Below are 23,075 nucleotides of genomic sequence, written 5' to 3'. Positions count from 1 at the left end.
AGTAACCAATCTTACATTTGCAGTCCTGCAAAAACCAGGCGGGCTACCCCGCCCCAGCCTACCGGGCCGTCAGCGTCACCAGCACAGCCTCCGGCGGGCAGAAGAGCCGCACCTGGGCAAAACGGGAGGTGCCCAGCCCCGCAGAAATCTGGACGGGAACGTCCTTCTCGAAGCTGACCCCCTTGGCCCTCGCCGGGGGAAGATCGCAATTACTGACCAGGGCATGACCCCCGGGCAGGCAGACCTGCCCGCCGTGGGTGTGGCCAGCAAAAATAGCCTGAGCCCCGTCGTCCACAAAGCGGGCAAGGGTACGCAGGTAGGGGGCATGGCAGATACCCAGGCGGACGGGCTCGCCCTCCTTGCTGCTGAAAGCGGTGGGGGAGAAGCCGGGGTGGCGGTCATAGTCCAGGTGGGGGTCGTCCACCCCGGAGAACTCAAGACGCACCCCCTTGACCGTTAGGGTGTCAAAGCGGTTAATCAGCCCTACCCAGCCCCGGGCATCGAAAGCGTCGTGCATATCCTGGGTGGGTAGAACAGCCCGGCCCTCTTCTGTAATTTCATCCCCGGTGTTTTGCTTCCAGAGGTAGCGGGCAGGGTTCTTAGGCACGGGCGCAAAGTAGCAGTTAGAGCCGGGCACATAAACACCTGGAAAGTCCAGCAGTGGGTCGAGCGCATCGAGCAGGGCCGGCAGGCCACTGAGATGGGAGAGGTTATCACCGGTGTTAATCACAAGGTCAGGCTGCAAACCGGCCAGAGAGTGCATAAACTCCCGCTTGCGCTTCTGGCCCGGAATCATGTGCATATCCGAAATATGCAGGACGCGCAGATCCGGGCTACCGGCCGGAAGAATCGGCAGAGTCTCGTGTCGAACCTGAAAATTTTTGAGTTCAATAAAGTGGGCGTATGCGACCGTGGCGGCCCCCGCAACCAGGCTCCCCGCTAAAACCGCAACTGCAGTTGAAGCGAGGGACCCGGCAGGAGCCGCCACGTCACGCGAATTCAAAGAATTCACAAGATTCCTTACTGGCTGGTGCCCAAAACCTTCTGGGAGGGCAAATCGAAGGGGTCTGTATTGAAGTTCTTAGCCTGAGCCTGCATGAAGCGCTTCCACTGGGCACCGGCATAAGTCGAACCGTCAACATAGGCCAGGCGCTGGCCGTTAATGGAAAGGCCATTGAGGGGGCGAGAACCGTTGTTGAGGGAGCCAACCCACGAAGCAACCGAGAGGCCACGGGTGTAGCCAATAATCCAGGTCTGGGCTGAATTATCGGTGGTACCGGTCTTAGCCGCAGTTGCCTCAGGCATACCGATACCCAGCTCATGGCCAGAGCCATCTACCAGAACCTGCTTGAGAACGAAGCTCACGCCGTTGGCCACATCCTCTTCCAGGACGCGCTCGCACTGGGACTCGTAGGCCTTAACCTCGGTCTCTTCATCGCCCGTATTCTTCAAGACCTTGTCAAGTGACAGCGGCTCACAGTACATGCCGCCGCTAGCAAAAGTAGCGTAAGCATTGGCCAGAATCAGCGGGGTAGTACCGATTTCCCAACCACCGATGTAGGCAGCAGGCCGGTTGAGGTTGTAGGGGACGTTACCGGCACCGTCGGTAATGCGGAGCTTATCGCGCAGATCAGCAACATCACAGCCGTCAGTCATCGAGGCCATCTTCATGGCATAGGAGTTATAGGAGTTCTTAATGCCGTAGGCAACGGTACCCCAGGTCTGGCCACTGCCATCGGCGTTACCAAACTCGTAGCCCTGACCTGAGTCGCTGAGGACGTAGCCGTCCTTCTCACACTTAGCAGGCCACTTGAATTCCTGCGGGTAGTAGAGGGAAGTACCGTCGATAGTGGCGTTGACGCCCTTGCCGTCCTTAATCCACTGGGCCAGCACAATGGGCTTATAGGTTGAACCGGGCTGGAAACCGCCGGTGCCACCGTGGGCAATATCGGCGTTGTAATTGAAGAAGTTATCGCGGAAGTTGGTTTCCTGAGGGTTGCCGTATCCGGAGTTCTGGGCCATGGCAATGATCTTGCCGGTGCCGGGGGCAACAGCGACCATAGCGGCGTTTACGTCGTCAGGGTTATTGGTGGAGGGCTGGGTGGCCTCTACCTGCTTCTTGGCCTCGCGCTGGGCGCTGGCATCAATGGTGGTGATGATCTTGTAGCCACCGCGGTAGAGGTTGTTGGCCCGGTCTTCTTCAGTAGCGCCGTAGGTTTCATCCCCCAAAAAGTCAGCAACAGCGTAGTAGCAGAAGTGGGCGAAGTCGCCGGCTACAGAGCAGCCCATAGGGGTGGTGTGAATGTCGAGTTCAATGTCCTCGTTGAGGGCATCTGAATACTCGTCTTCGGTGATCTTGCCGTCACGGAACATAGTGCCCAGCACAACATCCCGTCGGGCCTTAGACAGTTCAGGGTTAACATCGGGACGGTACACGTTGGGGGAGACCACCATGCCAGCCAAAATAGCTGACTGGGAGATGCTCAACTCAGAAGCCTTGATACCCCAGTAGTAGTAGGCAGCAGCCTCAACACCGTAGGTCGAACCACCCAGGTTAATGATGTTGAGGTAGCCCTCAAGCACCTCGTCCTTGGTGAGGTTCTGCTCCATTGAGATGGCTAACTTGATTTCCTTGATCTTGTCCAGGTAATCCTTGTTGTTACCTAGGGTTTCAGCCTCTTTACCCGCTTGCTCATCAGCGTCGATCAAAAGGTTATTGACGTACTGCTGGGTCAGGGTCGAAGCACCCTGGCGGTTCTCGGGGTTAATGAAGTTATTAATCAGCGCACGGGCAATACCCATCGGGGAAACAGCCCCGTGCTCATAGAAATTACGGTCTTCAGACGAGAGAATCGCATCAATCATGTGGGGCGACATCTCTGACAGGGGAACCTCAGTGCTATTACGGGCGTAGTAAGACGCGATTTCGGTCTTACCGTCGCTGGCGTAAATCACCGAGCCCTGAGACAGCGGCCCGTCACTCATAGTGGCGGGCAAGCTCTTGAACCAGTTCATGGACGCGGTTGCGGTTGCACTGAGCGCCGTTGTCGGCGGTACGAGAATGAGGGCTGCTACGAAACCCATGATAATGCTGAGTGCGAAAAACTGCAGCACATCACCTGGATTGCGGCGCCTGGTACGAACGTTCTTTGAAGAAGCCATTCCCCTAGTTTATCTGCAACCTGCTAAAAGCGCACCGGAAAGCAGAGTGAGCTAGCCTGTGAATAATCCCCATAAAGGACAAGCACCCGGCCCCCTCCTAGCTGCCCTGCAGGCGCACCCGGTAACCCTGCCGTCCTTGACCGACCGCATCAAGCCAGCTAGCCTCTTCGTATTTTGAGGGAAGGTGGACTAGGCTTGGTGCTATGGAAAAATGGGAATACGCAACCGTGCCTCTGATGATTCACGCGACCAAGCAGATCCTCGATAACTGGGGTGAAGACGGCTGGGAACTGGTAGCAGTTCTGCCCGGCGCCCCGGCCCCAAGCGGAGCCACCCCCGCAGGTAATATGGTCGCCCCCACTCAGGGCAACCCTATCGCCTACTTTAAGCGCAAGAAGGCCCAGTAAACAGAAACCACGAAACCGGGTTTTAGGCAGCATGCCTAGACCCGGTTTTGTACACCCCGCTCCACAAACCAGTCAGAAGGTGAACCGTGTCAAAGATTGAAGAACGCATTGCCGAACTCGGCCTGACCCTGCCCGAACTTGCCGCCCCTGTCGCAGCCTACGTACCTGCTGTAACCAGCGGAAACTACGTGTACACCTCGGGCCAGCTCCCCTTCGTCAAGGGGGAACTACCCGCCACCGGTAAGGTATCAGACTCCGGCGCTGACGGTTTTGTTGACCCCGAGACCGCCCAGAAGCTGGCCGGCCTGTCAGTGATGAATGCCCTGGCCGCTGTTAAATCAGTCATTGGTGACCTTGACCGGGTCACCCGCATCGTCAAGGTCGTCGGTTTTGTAGCCTCAGACCCCGCCTTCACCGGCCAGCCCGGCGTCATCAACGGCGCCTCCTTGCTCCTCGGCGACATTTTCGGGGACGCCGGTGTTCACGCCCGCTCAGCCGTTGGCGTGCCCGTCCTGCCCCTAGACTCACCGGTCGAGGTTGAGATTATCGTGGAATATGTCTAACCCACCCCTCTATACCGGCGCCCTCAAGCGCATCCCCGTGCCGGGTACGTCCGGTTCCCCTGCCCGCCCGGCAACCGCTAAGCTGCCGGTCGTTAAAGTGCACCCGATCCCGCCCCAGCAGCAGGATTCTGCCCGCACCTGGCTCGAAGAGGGCGGGCAGGCTGGACGACGGCCGAAACCTGCTGCCGCTGTTGTCTTTGTGCGGGACGGGGCCAACGGGGTTGAGACCTACATGACCTACCGGGTGAAATCCCCCATGGGTCGGGTGGCTTTCCCCGGCGGCCTGGGTATTGAAGAGGACGCAGCCCCCATCGGCTGGATCGGGCCGGGCGGGGACTACTGGGCTAAAAACTTCGACACCGACGACCTCGGTGCCGCTAGCGCGGTAGTGACCACGGCGGTCCGGGAAGTCTTTGAAGAGACCGGGGTGCTGCTGGCCGGTGACGCTGAGGGTTCAACCATTGAGTTGGCGAACGGCCACGAGTGCATGGAAGCCCGGCAGAAGATTGCCCAGCAGGAGAAGACCCTGGCTGACTATTTGGGCCGTCGGGGTTTGAAAGTCCGTGCTGACCTGCTCAAACCGCTGGCTCGCTGGCAGTCGCCGGGTTTTTACCACAAGCGGTATGACGTGCACTTCTTCACCTGCGCCGTACCTGTGGGTCAGGGGCTATCCCTGCTGGAGGGCAAGGGCATCTGGGGCCGCTGGGTCAGCGCCCGCGACCTGGTTGCCCACCCCGAGAGCCCGGCCTTAGGTAATGAAATTGGCCAGGACGATACGGTGGGGGTGCCCTTTGACCAGCTGGTAGCACCCGGGGTGATGCACCTGCTCAAGCAACTGGCTGAAGCCTCCGGGGCTGTAGCCTTTTTGAGCAAGCGCCGCCAGGTGTCTCTCTACATGGCAGAGGTCAAGCAGAAAGAATGCGGGACCTGCTACCTGGCGGTGCAGGAGAAAAAGGTCTAGTCGTGCCCCTCAAGCATCAGGCCTCCAGCTCAGTACCCATCTCGTTCGCACAGAGACTTACCAGATGGGCAGCCCTGGGGGCCTGCTTTCTTTTGGTGGTGATTGCCGGTGGCCGGTTGGGACTGGGTGCCTTGGGGCTACAACTTATCCCCGGGCTAGGCCTGGTCTGCCTGGGGCTCTCTTACCTGGCGGCCCTTACATTACTGGTGTGTGGCACCGCCTATATCCTTAAGAGCCTGGGAAAAATCCCCCAGCTAGATGGAGCTAGAAGCAGCACCCTGGTCTTGCTAACTACCTGGTTCGCTCAAGGTCTTCTGCTCTTGCTGGTAAGTGCTCTTGCCCTGATAATGACTTTTAGCTTCTTCATTGGTCTGGTCTTCAGCACCGGTTGGATCCGCTATGAAGATGAGGGGAAAACCTACTACCAGTTCCCCGTATGGCTAGACCGTGACCATTGCAGGGAGGCACAACAGGTCAACCTCATCTTTGCCCGGGACCTTGAGGGAACCTATGACTGTTGGCCCAATAGTAAGGACTCTGGGGGTGCCTCAACCCCACCGGACAACCTGGGCGACGTCCAGGTGCTCGAGGATGCCCCCACGTCCGCCCCCGAGCCCACCGGCCAGCCTTACACTCCCGCTCCGCTTACCCCGGTTGAGGCTGAAAAGGTCACCGACATCGACGAGAGCGGAACCTTCGGCCTGGTTCTGGCCAACAGCAACGACATCTACGCCGCAACCTACAGCCCAGACCAGGGCCACTGGCTCATGGGCGGAAAAATCTCTACGGTTGGAGCCAAACCCCTAGAGCTCTGCGGCCACCAGCGTCTTAGCGGGACAGTTCTGGTTTACTGCCAAGCCCGTGCCGAAGGGGCAACTCTGCTGACCAGCGCCGATAATGGGTTCACCTGGACTACCCATGAGCTAGACCCAGCCGCCTCCTACCTGTTAGAGGCCGACTACGCTAACGGCACCTACACCCTCGAAGTTGGCTACCCTGCCTGGGTGCCCTCAAACAGCACCACCCTCATTACCTCATCCGACGGCATCACCTGGCAGACCCGCTAACCACCGGCGTCCGCCCGCTGCCCCCGCGTAGGTACAAAAAACCGGGTGGTCAGTTCTTCAACTGACCACCCGGTTTTTGATGTTGTGAAAGCAGGTACGGACGCCCGCGCCCGGCTTAGCGGGAGCGCTGACGCAGACGCTGCAGGTCAAGAATGACCACAGCGCGAGCCTCCAGGCGGATCCAGCCGCGGGAAACGAACTCAGCCAGTGCCTTGTTAACGGTCTCGCGGGAAGCGCCAACCAGCTGGGCCAGCTCTTCCTGGGTCAGTTCGTGGGCAACCAAAACGCCGTCGGTGGCGGGGCGGCCGAAACGGTCAGCCAGGTCAAGCAGGGCCTTGGCAACGCGGCCGGGGACGTCTGAGAAGACCAGGTCAGCCAGGTTCTCGTTGGTGCGGCGCAGGCGGCGGGCCAGGGCCTGCAGAACCTGGGCGGAGATGTTGGGGGACTTCTCCATGGCCTTACGCAGGGACTCGTGCTTGACGCCGGCCAGGCGGGTTTCAGAAACGGCGGTTGCGCTGGTTGAACGGGGGGAAGGGTCAAACAGGGCCATTTCACCGAAGATTTCACCGGGGCCCATGATGGCAACCAGGTTCTCACGGCCGTCAGAGGCGGTGCGGCCCAGCTTCATCTTGCCTGAGATGACGAAGTAGAGCTGATCTCCCTGGTCGCCCTCGTAGAAGAGGGTAGCGCCGCGGGACAGGTCAACTTCGGTGATGTCCTCAGTCAGTGCTGCAAATGCTTCATCGTCGAGTGAGGCGAAGAGTGGTGCTCGACGCAGTACTTCAATATCCATGGTTCTCTATGTGCTCCTACTAGGTTTTTAGAAAAAGTGACCCGTGCGAAAATCCTGTATGAACGGGCCGGGCAGACTATTAAGCATAGCCCTTGCCTAGTACATCACACAGCACCTTTTTCTGTGACTTATTCAACTACTATGAGCCTACATGAAAAATCACCGGGGCAACACCCTATCTAGCTGTTTGGCCCCAGCTAATTCAGCCTATTTTCCCGATTTTCTGCCCCCTTTTCACAGGTTGCACCTGTAGGCTGTGATAATTCTGTGAGCGCTGAGCCTAGCCTAGGCTGTGGTCAGGCCATAAAGATTCTTCAAGCAGTAAGGAAGACACATGACTGCTCTTGACTGGGTGATTATTGCTGTTGTCGGCCTGTATTTTCTTATGGGCCTTCGACAGGGACTTTTTATCACCTTAGGTACTTTTCTCGGCTTCGTCCTGGGGGCTTGCACTGCCTTTGTCGCAACCCCCTGGGTTATCAACCAGGTTGCTACCCAGTGGTATCTGCTAGCTGGCTTGGGCACAGTTCTTTTCTGCCTGGTGATAGGCCAGACTATCGGCATGACGGTGGGTGGCCTGATGCGACGGGCTAGTGACCGCACCCCCTGCGCGGGTTGGAGCGTTTCTTAGGGGGCCTGCTGAACCTGGGTCTTAGTGCCCTGGTCATCGTGACTGTCGTACTGGTCGTCCGTCCCCTGGGTATCCCCCTGGTCACCGCGGCAACTGCAGAGTCTAAGGTCATTTCCTCCATGATGAAGGTGGTTCCGCCTGAAGCCCAGGACCTAGTTACCCAGATGCGCAGCAGCATTGTTCACGCAGCTGGCCTGCCGGAGATTTCGCAGCTGCTCTACCCCGAGCAAGAGGCTCCCACTGAGGCGCTTGAGACCCCCGAACTGACCGAAGCCAGTAAATCTGTCGTGCAGATTGTTGGCACTGCCCCTGCCTGCAATTTTGTGTCTGAAGGGTCAGGCTTTGTGGTTGGCGGCGGCCTGGTCGTGACGAACGCGCATGTGGTTTCTGGAATTGACACCCCTTCTGTTCTGGGCCGCGGTGGTGAAGCTGCAACCGGCCGGGTGATCTACTACAACCTGGAAGAAGACATTGCGATTCTAAGCGCCCCCTCCTTCCCCGTAGCTGGGCTGACCGTTGATTCCACAGAGATTCCCGCAGGTACAAACGTTGCTTTTATGGGGTTCCCCGGCGGCGGGCCCTTCTCGAACCGGGCTGCTACCGTTCAGGGCCTGGGCTACACCCAGACCGTCAATGCTGAGACCGGCGAGCCCAACCCTTCCCGCCAGGTCTACCAGCTAGCTGCCCAGGTTGAGCAGGGGAACTCGGGCGGCCCCGTCCTCACCGCTGACGGCCGTGTCATGGCCATGATTTTTGCTAAGTCTACGGAGAGCCAGACCGGCTATGCGATTCCGGCCAGAACTATTATTGAGGCCTTAAATACGGTGAATGCTGATTCTCCTGCCGTTACAACTGGCCAGTGCGCGGCCTAAAGCCAGGGGCTTTCGCTGAAAGCAGGCCGCTTGGGGTATAGCTCAACCTATGCCCCAAGCGGCCCGCTCCTTTTATTCCCCTGACGAAGCCTGCCCGGATTCCTGGGGGATCCGCCGGGCATAGGTCAGGTAGACCACCAGCCCTACCCCCAAGAGCACAAGACCTCCGGTGATAGATTCTGCGGGCAGGGTCGTCACCACGAGGGCGCACCCGATAACCCCAGCTACCTGCAACCAGCTGGGGTAGCGGCGGTAGCTACCGGTTTGGGTGTAGGCGGCCATATTGGCGATGAGGTAGTAGAGCAGCACCCCAAAGGACGAGAAGCCGATAGCTCCGCGCACGTCAAAGAACAGAATTAGTGCGATAACAGCACCGGCCACGGTGATGTCGATCCTAGCTGGCACCGCGTACACGGGGTGCAGGGCGGCAAAGAAGCCGGGCAGATCTCTGTGGGTAGCCATTGCGTGGCCGGTACGGCCGATGCCGGTGATCAGGGCCAAGAGGGCGCCTAAGGCGGCCAGGGCTGCTGCGACTCCCATGAGAGCTGCCAGAGCGGGGGAGCTACCGACGGCAGCTGCTAGAGGGGCAGGGGCCTGGGCCAGGTTGGCATAGCCCAGCTGGTGAACTAGGGCCACCGCAACGAAGAGGTACAGGGCGGTAACAAAAGTGAGGGCGATAGTTATAGCTTTGGGGATATTGACTGCCGGGTTCTGAAGTTCAGATCCCATGGTGGCGATGCGGGCGTACCCGGCAAAGGCGAAGAAGAGCAGACCGGCTCCCTGCATTACCCCGTAGGCCGTCTGAAAGAGGCCACCGGACGTACCTGCCCCGGCCCCGGCATTGGGTCTAGTGAGCGCCGGGGCGGGGGCTACCCCAAGCAGAACCGCCCCGAAAAAGACTGTCAGGGCTAGGAGCACCAGGGTCACGAGGATCTTGGTGAGGGCCGCAGTGCGGGTGATTCCCCGGCAATTGACGATGGTGAGGGCAAGCACAGCGGCAATAGCCAGGGGCTTTTCGTAGCCCGGCGCCAGATAGGCGGCGAAGGTCATGGCCATGGCGGCGCAACTAGCGGTCTTACCGATGACGAAGCACCAGCCAGCGGCAAAACCCCAGGCATGGCCCAGCTGGCGACTGCCGTAGATGTAGGTGCCACCTGATTCTGGGTGCTGGGCGGCCAGCTGGGCTGAGGAGGTTGCATTGGCGAGGGCGAGAAAGGCCGCCAGGGCCAGGGAAAGAAGCAACCAGGGGCCAGCGGCTGCTGCAGCCGGGGCAAAGGCTGCAAAGAGGCCTGCCCCAATCATGGATCCGACGCCGATATAGACGCCGTCGGCCAGGGAGAGCTTAGCCTGAGGTTGGGCTGCCATCGTACCGGATTAGCCCAGGTGGCGGGCTAGGAAGGCGAGGGCCAGTTCGTAGCCCTGGGCCCCGGCTCCGGCAATGACGGCGGTCGCCTGGGGGGAAACATAGGAGTGGTGGCGGAAGGGTTCCCGCTTGTGAACGTTGGAGAGGTGCACTTCAACGACCGGCAGCTCGGCTGCTTCAAGGGCGTCGTGCAGGGCCACGGAGGTGTGGGTGTAGGCGGCCGGGTTGATGATAATACCGGCCGCTGCGGTGCGGGCGGCCTGGATTGCGTCAATGAGGTCACCCTCGTGGTTGGACTGCATGAAGGTGATCTCATAGCCCAGTTCCGCAGCCTGGGCGCGGAGGGTGGCTTCGATGTCAGCCAGGGTGGTGTGCCCGTAAATCTCGGGTTTGCGCACGCCGAGCAGGTTGAGGTTGGGGCCGTTGATGACGGAGATGAGTCGCGGTGCAGTCTGTGGTGTTGCCATAGCTTCTAGTTTTTCACACGAAAACGCCCGCCTCCAGCTTGCTGCCATAGATGGAGCAGAATGGGGCGGGCGTTTAGTCAAGAACAGTAACTTTTATTGATGTGGGGCATGCGTGCCAAAGCCGACTGGCTGGGGCTGGCATGAATTGCTTGCGAGCTTGCGAGCCAGCAAGAAGGTTAGTCGGCGGGCACGCATGCCCCACATCCTGTTATATCGCGCTGCTAGCCCTTCTTGAAGTTAGCCTCAATAGCCTGCATGACGGTGGGGTCTGCCAGGGTGGTGGTGTCGCCGACCGGGCGGTCTTCGGCGACGTCCTTGAGCAGGCGGCGCATGATCTTACCGGAGCGGGTTTTGGGCAGATCATCAACAATGAGCACACGCTTGGGCTTGGCAATCGGGGAGATTTCGACGCCCACATGGGCGCGGATCTGCTCGGCCAGCTCGGCCTCATCGTGCCCTGCTGCCTTGGCTTCGTCATTGAGGATGACGAAGGCCATGACGGCCTGGCCGGTGGTCTCGTCGGCTGCACCGACCACTGCTGCTTCGGCGACGGCGGGGTGGGAGACGAGGGCGGATTCAATTTCGGGGGTGGAGAGGCGGTGGCCGGAGACGTTCATGACGTCGTCCACCCGGCCTAGGACCCAGAGGTCACCGTCGGCGTCGCGCTTGGCGCCGTCACCGGCGAAGTACATGTTTTCGAAGCGGGACCAGTAGGTTTCGACGAAGCGGTCGTCGTCGCCCCAGATGGTGCGGAGCATGGAGGGCCAGGGCTCGCGGATGGTCAGGAAGCCGGACTGCTCGTTGGGCAGGGATTCGCCGAGGTCGTCCACCACGTCGATGGTGATGCCGGGGATGGGCTGCTGGGCGGAACCGGGCTTAGCTGCGGTGATGCCGGGCAGCTGGGAGACCATAATGGCGCCGGTTTCGGTCTGCCACCAGGTATCGACGATGGGGCACTTGCCGCCGCCGATGACGCGGTGGAACCAGCGCCAAGCTTCGGGGTTAATGGCCTCACCCACGGTGCCGAGCACGCGCAGGGTGGAGAGGTCGTACTGGGCGGGGATGTCCTCGCCCCACTTCATCATGGTGCGAATCGCGGTGGGGGAGGTGTACATGATGGTCACCCCGTACTTCTGCACGATTTCCCAGAAGCGACCGCGGTGCGGGGCGTCGGGGGTGCCCTCGTAGATGACCTGGGTGGAGCCGTTGACCAGGGGGCCGTAGGCGACGTAGGAGTGGCCGGTGACCCAGCCGACGTCGGCGGTGCACCAGTAGATGTCGCTCTCGGGCTTGAGGTCGAAAATGTTCTTGTGGGTGAAGGCACCCTGGGTCAGGTAGCCGCCGGTGGTGTGCAGAATACCCTTGGGCTTACCGGTGGTGCCAGAGGTGTAGAGGATGAAGAGAGGGTCTTCGGCGTTCTGGCGGGAGGGCTCGTGCTCGGTGGACTGCTCGGCAACCAGCTCGTGCCACCAGACGTCGCGGCCCTCAACCCAGTTGATGTCTTCGCCGTTGCGCTTGACGACCAGCACCTTTTCAACAGTGGAGCCGCCCTTGCCCAGGGCGGTGTCGACGGCGGGCTTGAGCATGGAGGGCTTGCCACGGCGGAAGGAGCCGTCGGCGGTGATGACCAGTTTGGCTTCGCCGTCCTCAATGCGGGAGAGCAGGGCGTCGGCGGAGAAGCCGCCGAAGACAACCGAGTGGACAGCGCCGATGCGGGCGCAGGCCAGCATAGCGATGACGGCTTCGGCGATCATGGGCAGGTAGATGGCGACGCGGTCGCCCTTGGTGACGCCGAGGGATTCAAGGCCGTTGGCGACGCGGGAGACTTCGTCCTTGAGTTCTGCGTAGGTGTAGGACTTGGTGTCGCCGGGTTCGCCTTCGAAGAGGATGGCGGTGCGGTCGCCCTTGCCGGCTTCGACGTGGCGGTCGACGGCGTTGTAGCAGGCGTTGAGCTCACCGTCGGCGAACCACTTGGCGAAGGGAGGGTTGGTCCAGTCGAGGGTTTCGGTGAAGGGCTTGTACCAGGTGAGCAGGTTGCGGGCCTGTTCTGCCCAGAACTCGGTGCCTTTTTCTTTGGCTTCCTCGTAGATGCCGGGTTGGGCGTTGGCCTGGGCTGAGAACTCGGCGCTGGGTGCGTAGGTGGCCGGGGTGTCGGTCATGGTGTGCCTTCCTTTTCTGCAGGGCGCGTCATTGATGTACGCCACAAATGGACTTTTTCTCACCTTAGCGCACCCTGTAGCGCTAGTCACAAATTTGAGTGTTCATGTTACGCGAAATCAGGACGCCGGTACCAGCTACCCCGGTACCGCAAGGGAGGGCGGGGGTAGGCTTGGGATATGCCCCTGAATGCAGACCTACCTCTTAGCCCTGATGAGCTTGCCCAGCTCGAAACCCGCTCTGTACCCGAACCCAAGGCACGCGCGTCCGCCCGAAAACACGCCCGCGCGGCAGCACGCGGCGAGACAGAAAGCCCCCTAGCCCTCACCCGTCGCGCCCGCAAAATCAACCGGATCCTCGCCGACACCTACCCCTACGCGGTTGCCGAACTCGACTTCGACAACCCCTTTGAGCTCCTGGTAGCCACCGTCCTCTCAGCCCAAACCACCGACGTCCGCGTCAACGCCACCACCCCCGAACTCTTCACCCGCTACCCCGACGCAGCGGCACTGGCGTCCGCCCGAATCGAAGACGTAGAAGACATCGTGCGGCCCCTAGGCTTCTACCGCTCCAAAGCCAAGGCCATTGTGAACCTGGCCACCCACCTAGTAGCAGACCACCGCGGGCAGGTGCCCGGCACCCTAGAGGACCTCGTCAAACTCCCCGGCGTGGGGCGAAAAACTGCCTTCGTAGTGCTCGGCAACGCCTTCGGCCAGCCGGGCCTTACCGTCGACACCCACTTCGGCCGCCTAGCCCGCCGCTTTGGCTTCACCACCGAAGAGGACCCCGTTAAGGTCGAACGTGATGTTGCCGAGCTTTTTGAACCCAAGGACTGGACCCAGCTTTCCCACCGCCTGGTCTACCACGGTCGCCGAATCTGTCACGCCCAAAAACCGGCCTGCGGGGCCTGCCCCGTCGCCGACCTCTGCCCGGCCTACGGCAGCGGGGAAACCGACCCGGTAGCGGCAGAGAAACTACTCAAATACGAGATGGCCCCGGGGCGCGAGCGCCTGCACCTGCGCTTTGTTCAGGGAGCTACCCGTCGCCAGCTGCGGGAAGAGGGGTGGACGCTCAGTGCTTAGGAAAGAGATGTCAGGGGAAGAGACAGCTGGGCAACACCCTGCCCTGGCGGCCCTGCAGGAGTTGGCGGAGCGGGCCCCGAGCCTGGTGCGCCCCGAGGATTCGTGGCCGATAGGGCAGATGGACCCGGCCACCGTCAAAGAGGCTGCTGTCTTGGTGCTGATGGGGGTGCTCGATGAGGCACCGGCGCAGAATACCGGGTGTAGGACGGTTGCGTCGGATATTGATCTCTTGGTGTTGGTGCGGTCGGACGCCCTGCGCCACCACGCCGGCCAGCCTGCCCTGCCCGGTGGGCGGATTGACCCCGAGGACTACGACGAGGCGGCCCGCACCGGCCGAACCGCCCAGCAGGTAGCTGCCCTGCGGGAGGCCGTGGAAGAAACCGGCCTGCAGGCAGACGGCGTGCGCCTGCTGGGGCAACTTCCGGCTATGGACCTACCGGTGAGCAATTACCGGGTGACGCCCGTGCTGGGCTGGTGGGACCTACCAACCCCGGTGGAGGCAGTAGACCGGAACGAATCAACCCTAGTGGTGCGCGTGCCGGTGGCAGACCTGCTCAACCCGGCTAACCGGCTGACCATGACGGTGACCCGCGGCCGAACCAAGCACAAGTCCCCGGCCTTTGACGTGACTGGCGACTTCGCCCCCTTTACCATCTGGGGCTTCACCGGCAACCTGCTCTCCCGAGTCTTTGAAGAGCTGGGCTGGGAAGAACCCTGGGACAAAAAGCGCACCCGGGAAGTGGGACGCTAACACCTGTAACACCGGCCAGGGGCAGTAGGACGAGGGATACTGACGAGCGTGGTGTAGCCAACTGGGCGGGAGCGTCGGGGCAGGATGGTGTGCCTAGAAGCCCGCGTGGATCGGGGCTGGCGGTGAATTGCGACGAGCCCCTGGGCGAGGAGCAAGAGCGGTTGCGGGCGTAGGCATACCATTCTGCCCATATCTGTGTCGTCCTATTTAGCTTGCGAGTAGTCGTCGGTGGTGACTACGGTGACGGGGAATTCGACGTCGGTGGGGCCGAAGAGGAGTTCGGCGGCAGCTTGCGCTGATTCGTGCACGATTTCGGCGGCGCGGGCTGATTCGCCGATGGGCCCGTAGAGCATGATTTCGTCGTGGAGGAAGTAGACCAGGCGGGTTTGCATGCGTTTGCCGAAGCGGCGTTCGGTGCGGAGGCGTTTGCGGATTTGGGCCATCCAGATGATGGCCCATTCGGCGGCGGTGCCTTGGATGACGAAGTTGCGGGTGAAGCGGCTGTGGGCGCGGGCTGCTGAGCGGGCGGCGCGTTCGTCGGCTGCGGTGACCTGGTTACGCTGGGCCTGGAACCAGGCATGAGAGGGGGCAGGGGAGGTGCGCCCCAGATAAGTGGTGACCTGCCCGCCGCGCATACCTACCTCGGCAGCGCGTTCGGTCAGGCCGATAGCTGCGGGGAAGAGCTTTTTGAGGTGGGGCATGAGCTGCCCGCCTTCGCCGGTGGTAGCCCCGTACATGGCAGCCAGCAGGGCAATTTTGGCGTGGGAGCGGTCCTTGAGGACGCTGCCGGTGCGCTCGCCGAGTTCGGCAATCCCCAGGTAGAGGTCGGTGCCGCGTCCGGCAATTGCAAGGGCCCGGTCACCGCTCATGACGGCCAGGATACGGGGTTCGATTTGGGCGGCGTCGGCGACAGTGAGGATCATGCCCTCTTCGGCGCGGACGGCGGGGCGGACGTCCTTGGGGATTTGCATGGCCCCGCCGCCGTGCCCGCCCCAACGGCCGGTGGCAGCTGACCCGACCTCGTAGGTGGGGTGGAAGCGGTTGCCCGTGACCCAGGCGTCGAGCCAGTTCCAGCCGTTGGCGGTGTAGAGGCGGGCTAGGCGTTTGTAGTCGAGTAGGGGGCGCACGAGTTGCCAGCGTTCTTCGCGCAGGTGGGGCACGGCGTTGGCCCATTCGGTGAGTTCCCATTTGCGGGTGGAGGTCACCGAGTGGCCGGCGGCATGGAGGGCTTTGAGGACTTCTTGGGGGGAGTCGGGGTTGAGGCTGGGGGCACCGAGTTCTTCGCGGATGCGGGCGGCCAGGCGCTCCATCTTATAGGGCCGGTCGTAGCCTGCGGGGCGGGGTCCTAGGGCGTGTTCGAGGATTTTTTCGTGGATGGTGCGGTTCCAGGGCATGCCGGCGTGTTTGATTTCGGCGGCGATGAGGGCGCCTTGGGATTCTGCGGCCAGGAGCAGGGAGAGCCGGGCGGGGGCGGGGGAGGCTGCGACTGCTTTGAGTTGGGCGCGTAGTTCTGTGAGGAGGGCGGATGCGGTCGGTTCGGTTGCTTGTTGGGGCTCAGGGGGCACCTGGTCTAGGTCGTCGAAGAGGGAGGTTTGCCCGTCGATTTGGCGGCGGGCGGGCAGGTGCCCGGGCGGGGGTTCGGGGGTGCGGTTGAGGTCGCAGGTGGGGGTGTAGGGCAGGTGGTTGGCGGCGCGGGTTGCGGCGGTGGCCAGGATTCGCTGGGCGAGGCGCAGGTCGTGGCAGGAGGCCGGTGAGATTCCGGCTGCGAGGAGCTGGGGGAGAAGGTGGCGGGTATCAGTCCAGGTCCAGCGGATGGTGCGGTGGGGGTTGTGGGCTTCTACGGTGCGGACGAAGTCGGGTAGCTTATCCCGGGAGAAGGTGCGGTGGGTGCCCTCGCCGCTCTCGGTCACAGTGATGGCCTCCCAGGTGTTAGGGGGGTGGGGGGAGGCCGCTGGGCCGAGCACGATATACATGTTTCTATTATGGCCCGGGGTAGACAGGCTTGCTCTTTTTGTGGCATAAATGGTTGCAGAGAAAATGAAGTGTTCCCGGTGGGGTGAGACCTCACAGGACCTCCCATGATAACTACAAGCAAGGGCAATGGCGCCCTAGGGAATGCTGATCCGTCTGATACCTGGCCTGCTCCTGCCAGTTCTTTGCCTCCAGAGTCTGACCCGCAGACTTTTTCGTGGCCCCCAAGCCCTGCCCGGCTCATGGTGAAAAGGGCCAGGCAACAATTTTTTGACCTTCCTGCCCAGGCCCTAGACCACACCCTTGTACCCGGGAAAGACCCGGCTGACCTGGGCCACCTGGTAGCTGAAGCGGCTCATCACCTGGCGGGCGCTCCTGAAACTATAGGGGAGCCTGCCCTGCCACCTGGCTCAGAAGCCGACCTGCGAGACATGGGGATCTGCGCGGAGGCAGAAGGGCTGCTGAGGGCTGAGCTGACCGGGCTGGGGCCGCTTGAACCCCTCCTCGCTACCCCCGGCCTCACCGATATTTTCGTCAATGGGCCTGAGGACGTGTGGGTCGAAGCCGAGGGTCGCCTGCGGGCAGTTGCGGTTCGATTTGAGTCGGAGGCTGAGGTCAGGGCCTTAGCTACCCGGCTGATTGTGGCAGCCGGGGGAAGGCTGGACGGGGCCCACCCGGCAACTGATGTGCAGATACAGGGGCTTCCGGGGGTGGGCTCTGCCCGGGTTCATGCCCTGCTACCGCCCCTTTCCCGGGGCGGAACCCTGCTGTCCATTCGTCTGCAACCGACCCGGCAGCCGTCCTTATCAGACCTGACCCAGCGCGGCATGATGGGCCGGGACCTAGAACAGTTTTTGCGGTACCTGGTCAGAAACAGGGCCAATATCGCCATTAGTGGCGGAACAGGTACAGGAAAGACCACGCTTTTGGGGGCTTTACTGTCTGAGGCCCAGGTGGAAGACCGGCTGGTGCTGGTGGAAGATACCCCGGAGCTGCACCTGAACCATTCGCATACGGTAGGTCTGCAGGCCCGGCAGGCTAACTCCGAGGGCCAGGGGGCAATTGGGCTGGATGAGCTGATTCGCCAGGCTCTTCGGATGCGCCCCACCCGGCTGGTGGTGGGGGAGTGTCGCGGGGCTGAAGTCATGGACATGCTTACGGCCATGAACACCGGCCACTCCGGTAGCGGAACAACCCTACACGCTAATTCAGCTGAGGCCGTTCCGGCCCGGCTTACGGCGATGGGGGCCTTAGCCGGGGTTGAGCCTGCTGCCCTTGCCCTCCAGGCGGCAACTGCCCTGGATTACATCATTCACCTGGATCGGTCTGCTTCCGGAGGCCGCCGGCAGGTGAGAGGGGTATATGAGCTGGTCGGGGGACCTCTGGGGCTTGAAAGCAGGCCGGTTTGCACTCTTGAACAAAGGCGTCAGGGCACCTACCTGATGTGGCATCCGGGAAGTGAGGCGGTGCGGGCTGCTGCCAACCTGGGTGGCCCTTCGGCGGGGAGCGTCTGCACCGGGGAGGGAGCAGATGCTTAAAACCCTCACCCTCAAATTCGCTGGGCCCGTCCCTGCTTCCCTGGAAGAGCAAGAGCTGTGGCCTGATGCTGTGTGGCGGCTCTCTGCCCTGATGAGAGCCGGGGCCACCCCGGCCTTTGCCTGCCGGTCGGTAGCCGATGATATCTCTGCCCGTAAGAGGGCAGTCAAGGAAGAACTCGCGGGGGCACCTGCCCTAGAGCGGGCTTTGAAAGGACGGCAGAATACCGCCTACGTGACGGCCCTAACCGAGGTGGCAGACCTCCTCCGGGCTGCAGCGACAGTAGCTGAGTCGGGCCGGCCAGTGAGCACCGTTTTTGAGACCCAGGGGGCAGCCTGCACCCGGGAGTCGGTCAGGACGGTTGCAGCCCAGATTGCTTCCTGCTGGCTGGTTGCTGAGCAGGCCGGGGCCGCTGTTGCCGACGTCTTTGAGCGGCTAGCCCGGTTCCTTGAAACCGAGATCGACCTGCGCCAGCAGCGGGAGACTGCCTTAAGCGGGCCCAGGGCAACCGGCAGGATCCTCTCCTGGCTACCCCTGCTGGGGCTCGCCCTGGGAATCGTTATGGGGACGGATCCGCTCGGCGTCCTCTTTGGCTCAGTGGCCGGTGCTGTGGTCGGCTTCATCGGGCTCTGCCTGGCCTACGCCGGTAGCCGGTGGACGGCATCCCTCATTACCCGGGCAGAAAGGGGAACCCTCTGATGGGGCTGCTAGTGATGAGCATATGCTGTCTGGTGGCTGCGCTGGGTTTGGCTGTGGTGAGAGCACGGAACAGGAAGAAGCAGCCGCCGGGGCAGGTCTGCCCGAAGCGCGAACAAGAGGCTAAGCCAGTAGATGAGGGCCTACCCGGTGCCCTCTACCTTGATCTGACCGCAACCCTCTTAGCATCAGGCCAGTCGGTTCCTTCGGCTCTGCAGATGCTGGGGGAGCTAGATGCTGGCCGCCACCGGAGGTACCTGGGGGCCGTCGTCACCAAGCTGGTAGCCGGGGCGAACTGGGAGCAGGCATGGGGGAAGGACGTCCCCCAGGACCTTGCAGGGGTTAAGGACGCTTTAGGCCTCACCCTGGCCACCGGGGCCCCGGGGGCCCAGCTGGTTTCGGCGCTGGCAGAGCGGCACCGGCGGCACCGGCAGCGATCCTACGAAAAATCAGCAGCGACCCTGGCCGTGAAACTGGTGGTGCCCCTAGGTATCTGCTCCCTTCCGGCCTTCATCTGTCTGGGGGTCATTCCGGTGCTGATCGCCCTACTCCCTGCCCTCTTCTAGGGGGCAGGGAAGGGCGTCACAGAGGGGGCAGGTTCACCACTTCTGTTATTTTCAGGACGCTCCTACCCGGGTTTGAGCTAGTCACAATGGGTTTATTGGCGCTGGAGGCTTATCCACAGGCCCCGCTTTTCCTTGTGCCGCCCAGGGCCTGCAGGCAGGCTAGAAGAACCCCCGCTAGGGGCGAGCACTTCTTTTCTCACCCTTTCATAACACCCCTATCCCTTACCCACCACCTAGCGGGGGAGACACCCACCAGCCGGTTACTACCGGCTCCCTGAAAAACTCACGAAAGGTCTACCATGACACTACCTACCCAGAAAACCACCGGCCCCCTGGATAACCAGCTAGAGCACACTGATGAGGCAACGCTAGCTGCCCGTACAGAGCAGGGCCATTATGCCTCCCTCGATGACCCTGAAGCCGGTGCAACCACCGCCGAATACGGCATCGTCATGCTAGCTGCTGTTGGCTTTGCCGGCCTGCTGGTCATGATCCTCAAATCTGAAGAAGTCCGGCAGATGCTTTTGGGCATTGTCCAGACGGCCCTGAGCACCGGCTCCTAAGAAGGGTGGCTTTTATGGTCAGGCGGCAGCTTGCTCCACCGGGATTGCGTCGGAGCCACTGCAAGGACCGGGGCTCGGCCACCGCAGAATTTGCGGTCGCCCTCCCCGGAGTGGTCTTCATCTTGGCCCTGGTGCTGGGAGCTGCCGCCACCGGAATGGTGCAACTACGCCTTGAAGAAGGGGCCCGACTCGGTGCCCGGGCAGCAGCCCGAGGGGAAGACCCCGCCACGGTCACTCGAATCGTCCTCGACATTGAGCCCCAGGCGGCCGTCCACATCCACGAAGACGGCCCCTATACTAAGGTGGCCGTCAGCAGGGTAGCCCCCGGCCTCATCGGCAATATCAGCGGCTGGAACCTCACCGCCGACGCTCAGGCCCTCACCGAACACAGGGCAGGGGCAGCAGGGCAGTGAACAAGCAAACAGCCAGAAGCAGGCAAGCCAGCCCCAAGGTGCCCCTAACCCACCGGGAGAGGGGGAGCACCACCGTAACCTCAGTAGGCATAGTCTGTGCCCTCCTCATTCTGGGGTTAGCCTGTGCCGGACTTGCCGGACTTTTAGGCGCTAACCACCGGGCCGCCACAGCAGCTGATCTCGCCGCCCTAGCCGCTGCCGACGCAGCCCGCGGCCTGACCCCCGGTCAGCCCTGTGAGCTAGCTGCCGAAGTGAGCCAGGCAAACGGGGCAGACTTAGCCGGGTGCGCCCGTCCTGCCGGCCGAACCGGAACCGTCGATATCAGCGTCACCGTCCCCATCCCAGGCCCCTTTGCCTTCCTCGGGCCAGCACGGGGAATCGCCCGGGCAGGGCCACCAGCAGGCACCGAACAAAGCCCCTGACAGCACGAGGAAAGGCTTAGAAGGGATCTTCTTCTACCGAAGCCCGCCCCGTCAGCGCCTCAACAGCAGACACCGGCCTGTCAGCCTGAGCGGAGACAGACTCAGCCTCTACCTGGCCCAGGGGCTTGAGAAGCTGGCGGCGCTCGCCGTCCGTCAGCTCCCCTGCCTCCACCAGGAGGGTCGCAAGCAGACGGGCAGCCCCGGCCTTATGCAGGGGTTCGTTCCGGTTACCGCACTTGGGGGATTGGACGCATGAGGGGCAACCCAGCTCACACTCACAGGCCAAGATCGTATCGAGGGTAGCCCGCACCCAAGAACCCACCTGCTCAAAGCCCCGCTCAGCAAAGCCCGCCCCGCCGGGGTGGCCGTCGTAGACAAAGATTGTCGGTTGTTCCGTATCGATATGGAAGGCAGTCGACAGGCCACCAATATCCCAGCGGTCGCAGGTCGCCACCAGGGGCAACAGGCCAATAGAAGCGTGCTCGGCAGCATGGAGGGCACCGGGTATATCCCGTTCGTGGATTCCAGCGGCATGGAGCAAAGAGGAGGGCATAGCCCACCAAATCGCCCGGGTCTGCAGCTCCTGGGGCGGCAGGTCCAAGGGCTCATCTCCCAGCACCTGCTGGCCAACTAGCGACTTCCGCTGGTACCCCACTACCTGGGACCGTACCCGAACCCGGCCGTAATTTAAGCTCACCTGCCCCTGCTGCACCGTCTCATCAGCACCCAGAACAGTCACCTCAGTGATGTCGCGCGACTGCGTGTAATAGTCCGGATTCACCCGGCTGACAACAATCACCCTCTGATCCTCATCCAGGTCTTCAACCACATAGGTCAGCCCCTGGTGGGTGTAAATGGCACCGGGGTGCCCCTGAGAGTGGGCATGGCCGTCGTCCATTGTGCCAATGACCGAGCCGGTCTCAGCCTCAATAATCTGCAGGGGAGAGCCGCCCCCGCGGAGGTTCACAAGGTCAGCAGCAGATTCCGGGTGGGTCCAGAACCAGCCGGTTGCCCGGTGGCGCAAATACCCCTGGGCCACCAGCTTCTCCAGCAGGGCCTCTGTCGTCTTGCCAAAGACCATCAGCTCCTCCCGGCGCAGGGGAATCTCAGCGGCAGCCGCGCACAGGTGCGGGCTCAACACATAGGGGTTCTCAGGGTCGAAGACCGTTTTCTCAACCCCGGTATCAAAAATATCGCCTGGATGGTGAACCAGGTAGGTATCCAAGGGGTCTTCGCTGGCAATCAGCACCGCCAGAGAGTCCTGCCCAGCCCGGCCAGCCCGTCCTATCTGCTGGTAGAAGGAGGCCCGGGTTCCCGGCCAACCTGCAACCAATACCGCGTCCAAACCGGCTATATCAATACCCAGTTCAAGGGCGTTGGTTGAAGCCACAGCCAGAATCTCCCCCCGGCGCAGAGCCAGTTCCAAGGCCCGCCGCTCCTCAGGCAGGTAGCCAGCCCGGTAGGCAGCAATCCGGTCAGAAAGCCCCGAATCCACCTCATCTAAGTACCGGCCAGCAGTCTGAGCCAGGGCCTCAGCGCCCCGGCGGGACTTAATAAAAGCGATGGTACGGGTCCGCCCCACCACCAAATCAGCCATCATCTCAGCAGCCTGGGTAATCACAGACTTGCGTACCGGCGCCCCGTTCTCGCCAGCCCCAGAGCCCTGGGCCCCCCGTCGGGATACCCCGTTGGCATGGGCTGAGAGCTTATCGGCCACCTCAGATAGGTCAGTAAACTCAGGCTCCCACAAGATCACATGGGTAGATCCCCGCGGGGCCGTTGACTCCGTCACCGCAGTAACCGCCTCCACTCGCGACCCAATCAACCGCGCAAAGGAAGCGGCAGGCTCAGCACTCGTCGCAGAAGCCCCCACAAAGACAGGGGTTGCCCCATACTGGCGGCATACCCGGCGTAACCGTCGAATCAAGAGGGAAACATGGGCACCAAACACCCCCCGGTACCCGTGCGCCTCATCAATAATCACATACTTGAGCTTCCGCAAGAAGGCTGCCCACCGGGCATGATTCGGAAGCACCGCGTGGTGCAGCATATCGGGATTTGCCAAGACAAAATTAGCCCGCTCCCGAATAAACCTGCGATCAGCTACCGGCGTATCGCCGTCATAGGTTTCAGCCACTAAACCCGGCAGATTCAAGGCCCGCAAGGACGCCAGCTGGTCTGCAGCAAGGGCCTTTGTCGGCGAAAGATAGAGCACCGTTGCCCGGCCGGAATCAAAACCAGAACCCTGGGACTCAAACTCTCCCCGGTAGATAGCGTCCAGGGCGGGGAGCTGGTAAGCCAGGGACTTGCCCGACGCCGTCCCCGTTGCCAAAATAACGTGCCGGTTCCCCGGGGATTCCCAGGCCGCCCCCGCTGCCTGCACCTGATGCAGATAGGGCTCGGCTACCCCGAGATTTTGGTAGGCCTCAACCACCCGGGGGTTGACCCAGCTGGGCCACGGTGCGGTGACAGCCTCCCGCGCAGGCAGGGTTCGGACGTGGGTCACCTGCTCTGGTAAGGACGACAGCCCCAGCTGCTCCAGCACCAGGTTTAGTTCACCGGGTAGCGGCTGGCGGGAGTTTGGGCTCGAGGAAAGGATAGACACCTGTTCATTATCCCACCGTGAAATAAT

The 23,075-nt window shown here is 61.9% G+C and carries 22 protein-coding genes; 14 read left to right on the top strand and 8 right to left on the bottom strand.

The features are described 5' to 3' along the window. Positions 1-58 precede the first annotated feature (58 nt). Positions 59-1,012, bottom strand: a complete 954-nt coding sequence (locus tag ACMXX3_RS03420; RefSeq protein WP_421083359.1) for a metallophosphoesterase — start codon at positions 1,010-1,012, stop codon at positions 59-61. An 8-nt stretch (positions 1,013-1,020) separates the two neighbouring features. After that, positions 1,021-3,162: a transglycosylase domain-containing protein gene (locus tag ACMXX3_RS03415; protein WP_421083358.1), complete on the bottom strand. Its 2,142-nt coding sequence runs from the start codon at positions 3,160-3,162 to the stop codon at positions 1,021-1,023. A gap of 203 nt (positions 3,163-3,365) precedes the next feature. Here ACMXX3_RS03415 and ACMXX3_RS03410 point away from each other — a divergent pair, with 203 nt between their 5' ends. The 4 genes from ACMXX3_RS03410 to ACMXX3_RS03395 all read left to right on the top strand — a co-directional run bounded on the left by ACMXX3_RS03410 (position 3,366) and on the right by ACMXX3_RS03395 (position 6,160). After that, entirely contained in the window at positions 3,366-3,569 is a 204-nt protein-coding gene (locus tag ACMXX3_RS03410) for a hypothetical protein (protein WP_421083357.1), read from the top strand. A gap of 86 nt (positions 3,570-3,655) precedes the next feature. After that, the gene (locus tag ACMXX3_RS03405; RefSeq protein ID WP_421083356.1) at positions 3,656-4,132 is read left to right on the top strand and encodes a RidA family protein; all 477 of its coding nucleotides are present in this window, start codon (positions 3,656-3,658) and stop codon (positions 4,130-4,132) included. Further along, positions 4,125-5,093 (top strand): NUDIX hydrolase, encoded by a 969-nt coding sequence (locus ACMXX3_RS03400; RefSeq protein ID WP_421083355.1) that lies wholly within the window; start codon positions 4,125-4,127, stop codon positions 5,091-5,093. The genes ACMXX3_RS03405 and ACMXX3_RS03400 overlap by 8 nt, the downstream gene beginning before the upstream one ends. Before the next feature lie 131 nt (positions 5,094-5,224). After that, entirely contained in the window at positions 5,225-6,160 is a 936-nt protein-coding gene (locus tag ACMXX3_RS03395) for a hypothetical protein (RefSeq protein ID WP_421083354.1), read from the top strand. A gap of 115 nt (positions 6,161-6,275) precedes the next feature. Here the strand turns inward: ACMXX3_RS03395 and ACMXX3_RS03390 are convergent, their stop codons facing one another. Next, positions 6,276-6,953: a Crp/Fnr family transcriptional regulator gene (locus ACMXX3_RS03390; RefSeq protein WP_083091991.1), complete on the bottom strand. Its 678-nt coding sequence runs from the start codon at positions 6,951-6,953 to the stop codon at positions 6,276-6,278. A 334-nt stretch (positions 6,954-7,287) separates the two neighbouring features. Between ACMXX3_RS03390 and ACMXX3_RS03385 the strand changes: the two genes are divergently transcribed. Both ACMXX3_RS03385 and ACMXX3_RS03380 read left to right on the top strand, forming a co-directional pair. Next, positions 7,288-7,584, top strand: a complete 297-nt coding sequence (locus ACMXX3_RS03385) for a CvpA family protein (protein ID WP_421083353.1) — start codon at positions 7,288-7,290, stop codon at positions 7,582-7,584. Further along, positions 7,569-8,456 carry a MarP family serine protease gene (locus ACMXX3_RS03380; RefSeq protein ID WP_421083352.1) on the top strand — a complete coding sequence of 296 codons (888 nt, stop codon included), beginning with the start codon at positions 7,569-7,571 and terminating at the stop codon, positions 8,454-8,456. The genes ACMXX3_RS03385 and ACMXX3_RS03380 overlap by 16 nt, the downstream gene beginning before the upstream one ends. Positions 8,457-8,528: 72 nt before the next feature. On the opposite strand, the gene ACMXX3_RS03375 is transcribed toward ACMXX3_RS03380, so the two are convergent. The 3 genes from ACMXX3_RS03375 to acs all read right to left on the bottom strand — a co-directional run bounded on the left by ACMXX3_RS03375 (position 8,529) and on the right by acs (position 12,445). Next, positions 8,529-9,821, bottom strand: a complete 1,293-nt coding sequence (locus tag ACMXX3_RS03375) for an APC family permease (protein ID WP_421083351.1) — start codon at positions 9,819-9,821, stop codon at positions 8,529-8,531. A 9-nt stretch (positions 9,822-9,830) separates the two neighbouring features. Beyond that, the gene (aroQ, locus tag ACMXX3_RS03370) at positions 9,831-10,286 is read right to left on the bottom strand and encodes a type II 3-dehydroquinate dehydratase (protein WP_421083350.1); all 456 of its coding nucleotides are present in this window, start codon (positions 10,284-10,286) and stop codon (positions 9,831-9,833) included. 221 nt (positions 10,287-10,507) lie between these two features. After that, positions 10,508-12,445 (bottom strand): acetate--CoA ligase, encoded by a 1,938-nt coding sequence (gene acs / locus ACMXX3_RS03365; protein WP_421083349.1) that lies wholly within the window; start codon positions 12,443-12,445, stop codon positions 10,508-10,510. A gap of 177 nt (positions 12,446-12,622) precedes the next feature. Here acs and nth point away from each other — a divergent pair, with 177 nt between their 5' ends. Together nth and ACMXX3_RS03355 are read left to right on the top strand one after the other, a co-directional pair. Beyond that, positions 12,623-13,525, top strand: coding sequence for an endonuclease III (gene nth, locus ACMXX3_RS03360; RefSeq protein WP_421083348.1), 903 nt, complete (start codon positions 12,623-12,625; stop codon positions 13,523-13,525). Positions 13,526-13,532: 7 nt separating this feature from the next. Then, positions 13,533-14,276 carry an NUDIX hydrolase gene (locus tag ACMXX3_RS03355; RefSeq protein ID WP_421083347.1) on the top strand — a complete coding sequence of 248 codons (744 nt, stop codon included), beginning with the start codon at positions 13,533-13,535 and terminating at the stop codon, positions 14,274-14,276. Between the two features lie 203 nt (positions 14,277-14,479). Here ACMXX3_RS03355 and ACMXX3_RS03350 read toward each other — a convergent pair whose 3' ends face one another. After that, complete coding sequence (locus tag ACMXX3_RS03350; RefSeq protein WP_421083346.1) at positions 14,480-16,249, bottom strand: bifunctional 3'-5' exonuclease/DNA polymerase; 1,770 nt, start codon at positions 16,247-16,249, stop codon at positions 14,480-14,482. Between the two features lie 105 nt (positions 16,250-16,354). Between ACMXX3_RS03350 and ACMXX3_RS03345 the strand changes: the two genes are divergently transcribed. The 6 genes from ACMXX3_RS03345 to ACMXX3_RS03320 all read left to right on the top strand — a co-directional run bounded on the left by ACMXX3_RS03345 (position 16,355) and on the right by ACMXX3_RS03320 (position 20,443). After that, the gene (locus ACMXX3_RS03345; RefSeq protein WP_421083345.1) at positions 16,355-17,785 is read left to right on the top strand and encodes a TadA family conjugal transfer-associated ATPase; all 1,431 of its coding nucleotides are present in this window, start codon (positions 16,355-16,357) and stop codon (positions 17,783-17,785) included. Continuing rightward, positions 17,778-18,482 (top strand): type II secretion system F family protein, encoded by a 705-nt coding sequence (locus ACMXX3_RS03340; RefSeq protein ID WP_421083344.1) that lies wholly within the window; start codon positions 17,778-17,780, stop codon positions 18,480-18,482. Before ACMXX3_RS03345 ends, ACMXX3_RS03340 begins: the two co-directional genes overlap by 8 nt. 14 nt (positions 18,483-18,496) lie before the next feature. Beyond that, on the top strand, positions 18,497-19,045 hold the full coding sequence (locus tag ACMXX3_RS03335) for a type II secretion system F family protein (protein WP_421083343.1): 549 nt from the start codon (positions 18,497-18,499) through the stop codon (positions 19,043-19,045). Positions 19,046-19,344: 299 nt separating this feature from the next. After that, complete coding sequence (locus ACMXX3_RS03330; RefSeq protein ID WP_421083342.1) at positions 19,345-19,608, top strand: DUF4244 domain-containing protein; 264 nt, start codon at positions 19,345-19,347, stop codon at positions 19,606-19,608. A gap of 14 nt (positions 19,609-19,622) precedes the next feature. Further along, the gene (locus ACMXX3_RS03325) at positions 19,623-20,021 is read left to right on the top strand and encodes a TadE family type IV pilus minor pilin (protein WP_421083341.1); all 399 of its coding nucleotides are present in this window, start codon (positions 19,623-19,625) and stop codon (positions 20,019-20,021) included. Then, a complete protein-coding gene (locus ACMXX3_RS03320; protein ID WP_421083340.1) occupies positions 20,018-20,443 on the top strand; it encodes an Rv3654c family TadE-like protein in 426 nt (141 codons plus the stop codon). Before ACMXX3_RS03325 ends, ACMXX3_RS03320 begins: the two co-directional genes overlap by 4 nt. 16 nt (positions 20,444-20,459) lie before the next feature. Here ACMXX3_RS03320 and ACMXX3_RS03315 read toward each other — a convergent pair whose 3' ends face one another. After that, positions 20,460-22,988 carry a DEAD/DEAH box helicase gene (locus ACMXX3_RS03315; RefSeq protein ID WP_421083390.1) on the bottom strand — a complete coding sequence of 843 codons (2,529 nt, stop codon included), beginning with the start codon at positions 22,986-22,988 and terminating at the stop codon, positions 20,460-20,462. Positions 22,989-23,075: the final 87 nt, after the last annotated feature.

It is taken from the genome of Rothia nasimurium (assembly GCF_049068285.1).
Classification (GTDB): Bacteria; Actinomycetota; Actinomycetes; order Actinomycetales; family Micrococcaceae; genus Rothia; species Rothia nasimurium_I.
This window is presented reverse-complemented; position numbering and strand designations above follow the sequence as displayed.

Bases quoted from the DNA above. Each gene is read 5' to 3' on its own strand.
- nth (WP_421083348.1), top strand. From the start codon at position 12,623: ATGCCCCTGAATGCAGACCTACCTCTTAGCCCTGATGAGCTTGCCCAG.
- ACMXX3_RS03415 (WP_421083358.1), bottom strand. From the start codon at position 3,162: ATGGCTTCTTCAAAGAACGTTCGTACCAGGCGCCGCAATCCAGGTGAT.
- ACMXX3_RS03340 (WP_421083344.1), top strand. From the start codon at position 17,778: ATGCTTAAAACCCTCACCCTCAAATTCGCTGGGCCCGTCCCTGCTTCC.
- ACMXX3_RS03330 (WP_421083342.1), top strand. From the start codon at position 19,345: ATGACACTACCTACCCAGAAAACCACCGGCCCCCTGGATAACCAGCTA.
- ACMXX3_RS03355 (WP_421083347.1), top strand. From the start codon at position 13,533: ATGTCAGGGGAAGAGACAGCTGGGCAACACCCTGCCCTGGCGGCCCTG.
- ACMXX3_RS03410 (WP_421083357.1), top strand. From the start codon at position 3,366: ATGGAAAAATGGGAATACGCAACCGTGCCTCTGATGATTCACGCGACC.
- acs (WP_421083349.1), bottom strand. From the start codon at position 12,445: ATGACCGACACCCCGGCCACCTACGCACCCAGCGCCGAGTTCTCAGCC.
- ACMXX3_RS03335 (WP_421083343.1), top strand. From the start codon at position 18,497: ATGAGCATATGCTGTCTGGTGGCTGCGCTGGGTTTGGCTGTGGTGAGA.
- ACMXX3_RS03350 (WP_421083346.1), bottom strand. From the start codon at position 16,249: ATGTATATCGTGCTCGGCCCAGCGGCCTCCCCCCACCCCCCTAACACC.
- ACMXX3_RS03390 (WP_083091991.1), bottom strand. From the start codon at position 6,953: ATGGATATTGAAGTACTGCGTCGAGCACCACTCTTCGCCTCACTCGAC.
- ACMXX3_RS03375 (WP_421083351.1), bottom strand. From the start codon at position 9,821: ATGGCAGCCCAACCTCAGGCTAAGCTCTCCCTGGCCGACGGCGTCTAT.
- ACMXX3_RS03345 (WP_421083345.1), top strand. From the start codon at position 16,355: ATGATAACTACAAGCAAGGGCAATGGCGCCCTAGGGAATGCTGATCCG.
- ACMXX3_RS03385 (WP_421083353.1), top strand. From the start codon at position 7,288: ATGACTGCTCTTGACTGGGTGATTATTGCTGTTGTCGGCCTGTATTTT.
- aroQ (WP_421083350.1), bottom strand. From the start codon at position 10,286: ATGGCAACACCACAGACTGCACCGCGACTCATCTCCGTCATCAACGGC.
- ACMXX3_RS03400 (WP_421083355.1), top strand. From the start codon at position 4,125: ATGTCTAACCCACCCCTCTATACCGGCGCCCTCAAGCGCATCCCCGTG.
- ACMXX3_RS03325 (WP_421083341.1), top strand. From the start codon at position 19,623: ATGGTCAGGCGGCAGCTTGCTCCACCGGGATTGCGTCGGAGCCACTGC.